We start from the raw sequence: 10,055 nt of genomic DNA on the forward strand, positions 1-10,055 counted from the left end.
CCCCCGGAAGCTGCAGAACGGATTTAGTTAACAGATGCCCTTTGCTAAACGATCCACATATACTTTAAGCCTTGCCATCGGCGCCATTTTGGCCTCTGGCTCTTCCCTGGCCGCACCTGATGCCAAAGATATGGCCTGGAACTGCAATATGTCCCAGAACGGTGAATGGGACTGCGATATCAATGAAGAGGCAATAAAGAAAGTTGAAGCAGAACAGTCAAACAAAGATTCAGCTAAGACTGTTGATCCCCGCACAAATAGTGAAAGTGTTGCAGTAGAACCCGCACCTAACGCGACTGCTGCACCATTACCCGCTGTAAAAGTCGAAAAAACAGCAAATCCAAACCGCACACAACCAAGTCAGCAAAGAGCGACTCCTTCACAACAGAAGGCTGATAGAAACACCCCGTTACAAACGGCAGAAGTTATCGGCAACGAATGGCAGTGTGGTACCACCCCTTCTGGTGATTGGGATTGCAACAAAGTAAGTGTGCACGAAACGGTTCTGCCAGGTCACCTAGCAACTCCTGGCGTTAATGCAGCACCAGAGCAAAAGTACATTACAGAAAATCCATATGCTCACCTCGACTGGGTTTTCTATAAGAACCCTGAAGGTCTGCAATGTGAAGGCCGCTATTTGGAACCGCAGTTCCCGGTTATGGGGGATGAAGACCAAACCAACCCTCCTTTGCACCTGGAAGCAGACCAATCTTCTACTGTTATTGGCGGGTTAGCTCAGCTTCAAGGCGGTGTAACAATACGCCAAGGGGCACGTAGGCTTCGCGCCAGCAGCGCTGACCTTGATCAGGTAACAAACAAAGCCCGTCTCGAAGGTAATGTTACTTTCCGTGAGCCCGGACTCCTGATGTTAAGCGATAGTGCTCAAGTTGATACCACAACCTCTGAAGCAATCTTTAGCAACGCTCAATATATACTGCATGAAGATCGGTTACGCGGCACCGCTGATCGAATTATTCGTCTGCAAGATGAACGCTTACGTATTGAGAATGGCAACTATTCCTACTGCCCACCGTACAGCAATGCTTGGGGCTTGACTGCTGACAGCATTGTTCTGGATCAAGAGGAAGGCTTTGGCACCGCTGAAGATGCTGTACTGCGTGTAGCAGGTGTACCTGTGCTGTATACACCTTACTTCACTTTCCCAATTGATGACGCCCGTCGCTCGGGTTTCCTCTACCCAAGTTTTGGCTACAACAAAGAAACTGGGCTAGACCTGTCAGTGCCATACTATTTCAATATCGCGCCAAATATGGACGATACGCTGACTACCAGATATCTGTCCGACCGTGGCCTGATACTAGAAAACGAGTTCAGATATCTGAATCGCTGGTCTGAAAACGTACTCAACACGGCCTACATGCCTGATGATGATAAAACCGGAGATGATCGCTGGTTGCTGGGCATTGGACATAAAGGACAGTTGAGTAAACGCTGGCAATCAGAAATCGAATTCACTTCTGTGAGTGATACAGAATATTTCGACGATCTAGATACAGACCTGGAAGTTAAAAGGCAGCATCATCTGGATCAACGCGCCGATCTGTCCTACTCAACGGGGAACTGGCGTTTACGCGCTCGGGTCCATGACTACCAGACCATCAATACAGACAGTACCGCTCCATATAAAAAATTGCCCCAGTTAACGCTAACTGGAAACAAGGCGCTCTCTGAGCAGAGTAATTTCTCACTACGAGCCGAATATACCCAGTTTGATCGGGACCTGTATGGCTTGAGCGGCGCAGATCGTATTATTGGTGATCGAGCTTTCCTTCTACCAAGCCTAAGCTACGAATGGCGCACACCAGGCTATTTTATTAAACCAGAGCTATCCTTATGGAGCAGCAGTTACTCACTGGACAACCAATTATCAGGTCGTGATGAAAAACCAAGCATCACGGCCCCTATGCTAAGCGTAGATAGCGGTCTTATTTTTGAGCGAAATATGGGCAACGGTGGCATCCATACACTGGAACCTCGGATTTTCGCTTTATACGTTTCCGAAGAGGAACAGGACGATATTCCAGACTTTGACACTTCCGAACTGGATTTCAACTACAACTACCTGTTCCGTCGTAACCGTTTCAGTGGCTACGACCGCATTGGCGATACTCAACAGATCTCTCTGGGGCTTAGCAGCGCATTCTACACGGCACAAGGCGCTGAAAAGGCACGCGTGAGTATTGGTCAGGCGTATTATTTCGCTGACCGTAAAGTTACCCTTGCCAGCAACGCGCCGGATGAAACATCCAGACAAAGTGACATTGCTGCTGAAGCCATCTGGCACCTGACACCAAATTTCAGAGCCAGCCTTGATGCAATTCTCGACAAGAGTGACTTCAAAAATCAGGAATCAAACCTACGCTTGCGTTACAAGAGCGACCTGAATCACCGGTTTGATTTCAGTTACCGTTATGAAGATAACGTAAGAAAGCAGACTGACCTCTCTTTCATCTGGCCACTGGCTAACCACTGGACGACCATGGGTCGCTGGTTATACGATCAGCAGAACAGCGACAGCCTGGAAACAGCCCTCGGCCTGGAATACTCCAGTTGTTGCTGGAAAGTCAGTCTTGCAGGTCGCCGCTGGCTTGATGATACAAACGAATACGACACAGGTATTTTCCTGAACTTTACCCTGAAAGGATTAGGTTCATTCGGCAGTGGTAGCAACCGCTTTATGAATGACATTATCGGTTACGAAGAGCGTGAAGAGCACAATGAAAACTAAGCTCCACAAGATTCTATCTATCGCAGCATTTAGCCTGCTTATTCCATCTCAGTCACTTCTCGCAGCAGAAGTGCCGCTGGACCGTATCATTGCTGTTGTAAACGACGGTATTGTTATGGAAAGCGAATTTCAGCAACGCATGGGCATCGTCAAAGAACAGCTAAGTGCACGCAACACACGCATACCACCGGATAATGTTCTGGCGAAGCAGGTACTAAACCGTCTGGTTCTGGAGAGCATTCAGAAGCAACTTGCAGAACAACAGGGAATACGTATCTCTGAAAGCCAGTTGAATGCGGCACTCGCTAACATCGCAACCAAAAACGGCCTATCTCTAGAACAGTTTCGCGAAGCTTTGATTGCTGAGGGACGAGACTACAATGCAGCACGCGAGCAGATCCGCGATGAGATGCTACTCAACAGCGTGCAGCAGAATATGGTAAACCGCCGTATCCGCGTATCTGAACAGGAACTAGAAAATTTCCTTAACTCTGTAGATGGCAAAAGTCAGATCTCTGCAGAATACTCTCTGGGCCATATCCTGATCGCAATTCCGTCCCAGGCCTCTCCAGAAATTATTCAGAAGGCGGAACGTAAAGCGAATGATGTTTACAAGAAACTACAAAACGGCGCAGACTTTGCCGAGACAGCTGTAGAATTCTCTAACGCCCCTAATGCTTTAAAAGGAGGCGATCTGGGCTGGCGTAAAGCGACAGAACTACCAGAAGCGCTAAGCGATGCAGTACGCAAACTTGATATTGGTGCTTTCAACAAACCTGTTCGCTCTCCAGGCGGTTTCCACATACTACTGCTCAAAGATAAACGAGGCGGAGAAGTTCAACTGGTTGAACAACGCCTTGTAAGCCATATTCTGATTAAACCAAGTGAAATCCGTACTCCGGCACAAGCACAACGCCAGATCAACCAGCTCCACCAGCGCATCCAGCAGGGTGAAAGCTTTGCGGATCTAGCTAAAGAGTTCAGTGACGACCCTGCCAGTGGCTCTGAAGGCGGCTCCCTGGGCTGGACCCAGGACGGCCAGATGGTGCCTGAGTTTGAGCAGGTGATGAACAACACGCCTATCAACGGGGTTTCCACTCCTTTCGAGTCCCGTTTCGGCTGGCACATTCTGACGGTATTAGATAAACGCACCCAGGACATGGGCGAAGAGATGCAAGAGAACCGTGCCCGTGCCGCAATTCGTAAGCGTAAGTTTAATGAAGAACTCAGCACCTGGCTGCGCGAGATCCACTCTCAAGCTTACATCGAAATTAAGGAGTAAACCTGCTGGTGATTAACCGACTTGTTATCACCCCAGGTGAACCCGCAGGTATAGGTCCGGATCTGTGCATCCAGATTGCACAACAGGGCCATGACGATGAACTGGTTGTAGTTGCAGACCCTGAACTTCTGCGTAAACGTGCAGAATTACTGCAACTACCGCTGGCCATCGAGCAATTCAACCCCGATCTTCCCGCTTCGCCGACTCTCGCACGAACACTTAAAGTGCTTCCCGTTGAGCTAAAAGCGGAAGCGGTTCCTGGCGAACTAAATAGTCAGAACGCTGACTATGTTCTGGAAACATTGACGCTGGCGACTCAAGGCTGTCTTGATGGTACCTTCTCTGCACTGGTGACAGCACCTGTACACAAGGGCATCATCAATGAAGCAGGCGTTTCGTTTAGCGGTCATACTGAGTTTCTTGAAGAACTGACAGCTACGAAAAAAGTGGTAATGATGCTGGCAACTGAAGGGTTACGTGTTGCTCTTGCAACAACACACCTGCCACTGCGAGATATCGCTGATGCCATTACTTCAGAACTCCTCACTGAGGTGATCCAGGTTCTACATCATGACCTGGTTAATAGTTTTGGCTTAGAAGAGCCAAAAATTCTGGTAACAGGTTTAAACCCTCATGCTGGCGAAGGCGGACATCTAGGCCGTGAAGAGCTAGAGGTTATCGAGCCGACTCTGGAAAAACTCCGCGGAGATGGCATCAACCTTGTAGGACCACTGCCTGCAGACACCCTGTTCACAGAAAAATACCTGTCCGATGCTGATGCAGTACTTGCTATGTATCATGATCAGGGATTACCGGTGCTAAAATATAAAGGCTTTGGCAAAGCGGTAAATATAACCCTAGGCATGCCTATCATCCGTACTTCAGTTGATCATGGCACAGCCATTGATCTGGCCGGAAGCGGCAAAGCTGATGCCGGCAGTTTACTGACAGCCATCGACTACGCAGGCGAAATGGCCCGCAATCGCAATTCAGGCGAATAACCATCATGAGCAAAAAACCGGTAGTGCATAAAGCCCGTAAGCGTTTTGGGCAAAACTTTCTTCATGATCACGGTATCATTCGCCGAATTATTCGGGCGATTGCTCCCCATGAATCAGACCAACTGGTAGAGATCGGCCCTGGCCTGGGCGCTCTAACCGAAGAAATTCTGGCTGAAGCAGGTGAACTGGATGCGATCGAACTGGATCGCGATCTGCCACCAATCCTACGCACAAAATTCTTCAGCTACGGCGATAAATTTCGCATCCACGAAGCGGATGCGATGAAATTCGACTTTTCCCAACTGCGTAAAGAAGGTAAACAGCTTCGCGTAGTGGGTAACCTGCCCTATAACATCTCCACTCAACTGATCTTCCATCTCCTGAGTCATGCAGAGCATATTCAGGATATGCACTTTATGCTTCAGAAAGAGGTTGTGGATCGCATGGCGGCAGGTCCCGGCGAAAACAATTATGGTCGTCTGGGCATCATGGCGCAGTATTACTGCCAAGTTGAATCACTTTTTGTTGTCCCACCAGGCGCATTCAACCCAGCCCCTAAAGTAGATTCAGCCATTATCAGGCTAACGCCATATAAAGAATTACCTCATGTAGCAGATGATGTGGAACAACTGCAAACGGTTGTCCGCACCTCTTTCAACATGCGCCGTAAAACACTACGTAACAATTTAAAACCCCTGCTATCCGCAGAGGAACTGGAAGCACTGGGCATCGATCCATCTTTACGCCCGGAAAAACTGCCAATTGAAAGCTTTGTTACAATCAGCAATTACCTGACCGGAAAGAAAGCCAGTAATGATGAGTGAAACAGATCTGATACAACTGGGTGACCAGGTACTAATCGAGGTTGAAACCCACTATCTGGATAAGCAGTCAGATCCGGACAGCAAACGTTTTGTCTTTTCATATCGAATCACTATTACCAATCACAATCCGATTCCTGTTCAGCTTTTGAATAGGCAATGGCTCATCACCGATGGAAATCAACACATTCAGGAAGTCAAAGGTGAGGGCGTAGTTGGTGAACAGCCGGTGATCGAACCTGAATCAAGCTACTCGTATACCAGTGGCGCAGTACTTGCCACCAGTGTTGGCAGTATGCAGGGCCACTACGAGATGAGCACAAACGAAGGCGACCTATTTAAAGCTCCGATTCCAGCGTTTACACTAGCAAGACCTAATGCACTTCATTAACTCCTGACTCAGGTCTCAATCATGGCGACATATGCGATAGGCGATATCCAAGGCTGCTACGATGAGTTCCAGAACTTACTGGAAAAGATTAACTTTTCTTCTCAGGACCAACTCTGGATTGCAGGGGATCTGGTCAATCGGGGCCCCAAGTCATTAGAGACTCTTCGTTTTCTAAAGGATCTAGGGAACCAGGCTACCTGCGTATTAGGTAATCACGACCTTCACCTACTGGCGGTTCATTACGGAGCTGTAAGCTGTAAGCGGAACGATACGCTTGATGAGATTCTATGCGCTCCTGACTGTATTGAACTGATGGACTGGTTACGCAAACAGAAACTATTGGTTCATGATAAAGAGCTTAACTACGCGATGGCCCATGCCGGAATCCCACCCTGCTGGTCCGTACGTAAAGCCCGCAAGCGCGCTAAAGAGGTTGAAACGGTTCTGCGCGGCACCCTCGCCCGAGAATTTTTTAACCACATGTATGGCAACAAACCCGATTGCTGGTCATCCTCATACGAAGGCTGGGACAGGCTTCGACTGATTACCAACTACCTAACCCGAATGCGCTTCTGCGACAACAACGGGAAACTAGATTTTTCAGCCAAAGGCACACTTGAATCGCAACCTAGCGGTTACCAGCCTTGGTTCAAACTACCGCGCAAAGATCCAGAAGAAGACCCCGTCCGTATAATTTTCGGTCACTGGGCCGCATTAGAAGGCGAAGCAGAAGCTGAACACGTATTTGCGTTAGACACCGGCTGTGTATGGGGTAATAAGCTCACAGCCATGCGTTTGGAAGATCAACAATTGTTCAGCGTGCCTGCCATAGGCAATAAGCCTAAACCACCACCAACCAGTGCATATTTAGTTAACAGGTAATTTATGAGCCAGCTTCAATGCATCAGTTCCACTCAAGCCGTTGAATTAATTTCCGATGGGGCAGTCATCGTTGATATTCGCGACCCTGAAAGTTTTGCTCAGGGCCGAATAAAAAGTGCCTTTAATCTGAGCAACGAAAACTTGCACGACTTTATTAACAATGCTGACATGGATAATCCTCTGCTGGTCTGCTGCTACCATGGCATCAGCAGTCAATCTGCGGGTCAATTCCTGATTGAGCAGGGTTTTGACCAAGTGTTCAGCATCAATGGTGGCTTTGAGGCCTGGCGTGTAGAACAACCAGAGCACTGCGAAAGCTGAATATGCAGATCTATCTTGTAGGCGGAGCTGTTCGCGACCAACTGTTGGACTACCCGGTTTACGATAAAGACTGGGTTGTTGTGGGCGCATCAGCCGAAGAGATGCTCGAACAGGGCTTCCAGCCTGTAGGCCAGGACTTTCCGGTGTTTATTCACCCCGATAGCGGTGAGGAGTATGCCCTGGCTCGCACTGAGAGAAAGTCGGGAAAAGGCTATACAGGCTTTCAGTATCATGCCAGTAAAGCGGTCACCCTTGAGGAAGACCTACTACGTCGCGATCTAACGATAAATGCCATGGCAATGGATGACGCAGGCAATATTGTCGATCCATATAATGGTCAGAGCGATCTAAAGTATAAACTTTTGCGACACGTTTCCCCTGCCTTTTCTGAAGATCCACTACGAGTGTTACGCGTCGCCCGCTTTGCTTCGCGCTACCATCATCTTGGTTTTCAAGTAGCTGATGACACTCTTTCCTTGATGAAAAGCCTCTCGCAAACCGATGAGCTCGAACACCTTACTGCAGAACGGGTATGGAAAGAGTTTGAACGGGCACTGGGTGAAATCTCACCACAGGTTTTTCTTCAGGTGCTGCAAAGCTGCGCAGCAACATTAAAGGTATTTCCAGAACTTCATTCACAGTTCACAGATACTGTTTGCAAAGCTTTCACCGAAGTAACAAACAAAACTGCACAACCAGAAACCCGGTTTGCCTGTTTACTCACTCTCTGTGGAGAGATTGATATCGCAGCCTTGTGTGATCGCCTGAAAACGCCCAAAGCTTACAAAGAACTGGCCTTACAGTGCCAGCAACAACACCAGGCCCTTAGCCGTTTTGATTACCTCGCACCTGATACCAAGTTGCAAATCATCTCTCAGCTAGACCTGATTAGACGACCACAAAGGCTGGAAGCTCTTCTGCCTTGTGTTGAAGCCCTGCATTCGGATATATCCATAACCACACTGAATCCGATTCTGGAATCAATTAATCAGATTCAACCAAAGCAGCTGATGCAAGAGGGCTTTAAAGGCCCAGAACTTGGCAAAGAGATAGAGAAAAGACGTTTACAGATCTGCGAATCGTTCAGTTAAGGAAGCCCAGATGAGCAAGCGACCCACAAACAACATCAACAAAGTCGCATTAGCTACCGGCGCTGCAAAGCGAGTGGGAGCTTGCATCGCCCGCCATCTACACAGTAATGGCTTTGACCTTATCATTCACTATAACCACTCCCACAGTGCAGCAACTGAACTCGCGAATGAACTTAATACTATTCGCCCGGACAGTGCACAAATAGTTAAAGCTGATCTGAATTTAATGAGCGAAGTTGAAACACTCGCAAGCACAGCGGTTTCTCTCTGGGGAAGGCTAGATCTCCTGGTGAACAACGCCTCCTCTTTTTATCCGACGCCGGTTGAATCCAGCACACAGCAGCAATGGGATGAACTCATCAACTCCAATGTCAGAGCCGCTTATTTTCTTAGCTCAGCTTTAAGTAAACAGCTAAAACGCCATCAGGGCTGCATTATCAATATGATAGATATCCACGCGCAACGAGGTTTGCCGGGGCATCCTATCTACTCAATTGCCAAAGCCGGCTTACAGATGATGACGCTCAGCCTAGCCAAGGATCTAGCGCCCGAAGTCAGAGTAAATGGCGTTTCACCTGGTGCCATTTTATGGCCGGAAGCGGATCTTTCAGAAGAAGAGAAACAGGCAATTTTAGATAAGACGTTACTTAAGAGAACTGGTAGCGAGCAGGATCTTGCCGAAGCAGTATATTATCTCAGCCAAGCTGAATATATTACCGGACAGATTATAGCGGTCGATGGCGGAAAATCCCTTTATAGCCATTGATGAGACTAGGGCCTGTTAGCATTAATCAAATGAGTGGGCATCTGCTACAAATACACTCATTTTAAATAACAGCAGGCAGCTCAATACCTTGCCAAATATACTCAACCGTCCACAACTTCTGCTTTTCCTGATCGTACTCTTGCCAAAGTTCTGAATAACTTTTCTGCAGCTCAGGATGTAACTCATCACCCGCAATCTCTGCTAACGGCCAGAGAACAAACGCATTCTTGGTAATTTCATCACGGGGTAACTGCACACCCTCAGGAGTGCCAACCAACTGGTCATAAGTAAGAATATCGATATCCAGCGTCCTTCCGCTGAATTTAGGACCTTTTCGGCAACGCCCATTGTCATCCTCGATTCCCTTCAAGAGAGCCGAAAGCTTAGCCAAAGCCAGATCCGTATTAAAGCCCGCCACTAGGTTATAGAAGTTATCACCGTCAAAACCAACAGCTTCACTCTCATAAACCGATGAGATAGAAAGGTGTGTAAAGTGCTGCTGCAAGCAATCCAGTGCATTAGATATATAGAGTTCCCGATCTATATTACTACCGATGCTAACGAACACTTTAGCCATTAGAAACGCTCTCCCCGCTCAATAACTACACCTACATCCTTAGCTTGAGGAACTGCACCCGGCTTACCTAAACGCAGACGCAACCACTTAACAGAAAACTCTTTCATCACCAGTTCAGCAATCTGCTCAGCCATGGTTTCCACCAACAAAAACTCACTTTGTTCAATAAACTCA

The 10,055-nt window shown here is 47.9% G+C and carries 11 protein-coding genes; 9 read left to right on the forward strand and 2 right to left on the reverse strand.

Annotated elements, in window-relative coordinates:
• Positions 1–148: 148 nt before the first annotated feature.
• From GY843_RS00760 to GY843_RS00800, 9 genes are read left to right on the forward strand one after another with little or no spacing between them, the layout of a single operon-like run.
• Positions 149–2,749, forward strand: a complete 2,601-nt coding sequence (locus tag GY843_RS00760; protein WP_297305809.1) for an LPS-assembly protein LptD — start codon at positions 149–151, stop codon at positions 2,747–2,749.
• A complete protein-coding gene (locus GY843_RS00765; RefSeq protein ID WP_297305810.1) occupies positions 2,739–4,031 on the forward strand; it encodes a peptidylprolyl isomerase in 1,293 nt (430 codons plus the stop codon). The genes GY843_RS00760 and GY843_RS00765 overlap by 11 nt, the downstream gene beginning before the upstream one ends.
• Before the next feature lie 5 nt (positions 4,032–4,036).
• Positions 4,037–5,032, forward strand: a complete 996-nt coding sequence (pdxA, locus tag GY843_RS00770; RefSeq protein WP_367183779.1) for a 4-hydroxythreonine-4-phosphate dehydrogenase PdxA — start codon at positions 4,037–4,039, stop codon at positions 5,030–5,032.
• Positions 5,033–5,037: 5 nt separating this feature from the next.
• The gene (rsmA, locus tag GY843_RS00775) at positions 5,038–5,856 is read left to right on the forward strand and encodes a 16S rRNA (adenine(1518)-N(6)/adenine(1519)-N(6))-dimethyltransferase RsmA (protein ID WP_297305811.1); all 819 of its coding nucleotides are present in this window, start codon (positions 5,038–5,040) and stop codon (positions 5,854–5,856) included.
• Positions 5,849–6,244 (forward strand): Co2+/Mg2+ efflux protein ApaG, encoded by a 396-nt coding sequence (gene apaG / locus GY843_RS00780; RefSeq protein WP_297305818.1) that lies wholly within the window; start codon positions 5,849–5,851, stop codon positions 6,242–6,244. Before rsmA ends, apaG begins: the two co-directional genes overlap by 8 nt.
• A 21-nt stretch (positions 6,245–6,265) precedes the next feature.
• Complete coding sequence (locus tag GY843_RS00785; RefSeq protein WP_297305812.1) at positions 6,266–7,126, forward strand: symmetrical bis(5'-nucleosyl)-tetraphosphatase; 861 nt, start codon at positions 6,266–6,268, stop codon at positions 7,124–7,126.
• A 3-nt stretch (positions 7,127–7,129) separates the two neighbouring features.
• Positions 7,130–7,447, forward strand: coding sequence for a thiosulfate sulfurtransferase GlpE (glpE, locus tag GY843_RS00790; protein ID WP_297305813.1), 318 nt, complete (start codon positions 7,130–7,132; stop codon positions 7,445–7,447).
• A 2-nt stretch (positions 7,448–7,449) separates the two neighbouring features.
• The gene (locus tag GY843_RS00795) at positions 7,450–8,538 is read left to right on the forward strand and encodes a hypothetical protein (protein ID WP_297305814.1); all 1,089 of its coding nucleotides are present in this window, start codon (positions 7,450–7,452) and stop codon (positions 8,536–8,538) included.
• 10 nt (positions 8,539–8,548) lie between these two features.
• Positions 8,549–9,304 carry a pteridine reductase gene (locus tag GY843_RS00800; protein WP_297305815.1) on the forward strand — a complete coding sequence of 252 codons (756 nt, stop codon included), beginning with the start codon at positions 8,549–8,551 and terminating at the stop codon, positions 9,302–9,304.
• Between the two features lie 61 nt (positions 9,305–9,365).
• Here GY843_RS00800 and folK read toward each other — a convergent pair whose 3' ends face one another.
• Both folK and GY843_RS00810 read right to left on the reverse strand, forming a co-directional pair.
• Positions 9,366–9,881, reverse strand: coding sequence for a 2-amino-4-hydroxy-6-hydroxymethyldihydropteridine diphosphokinase (gene folK / locus GY843_RS00805; protein ID WP_297305816.1), 516 nt, complete (start codon positions 9,879–9,881; stop codon positions 9,366–9,368).
• Positions 9,881–10,055: dihydroneopterin aldolase (locus tag GY843_RS00810; protein WP_297305819.1), on the reverse strand; the 175-nt coding region annotated here is incomplete at its 5' end. The genes folK and GY843_RS00810, both read right to left, overlap by 1 nt.

It is taken from the genome of Neptuniibacter sp., assembly GCF_024231755.1.
Taxonomy (GTDB): Bacteria; Pseudomonadota; Gammaproteobacteria; order Pseudomonadales; family Balneatricaceae; genus Neptuniibacter.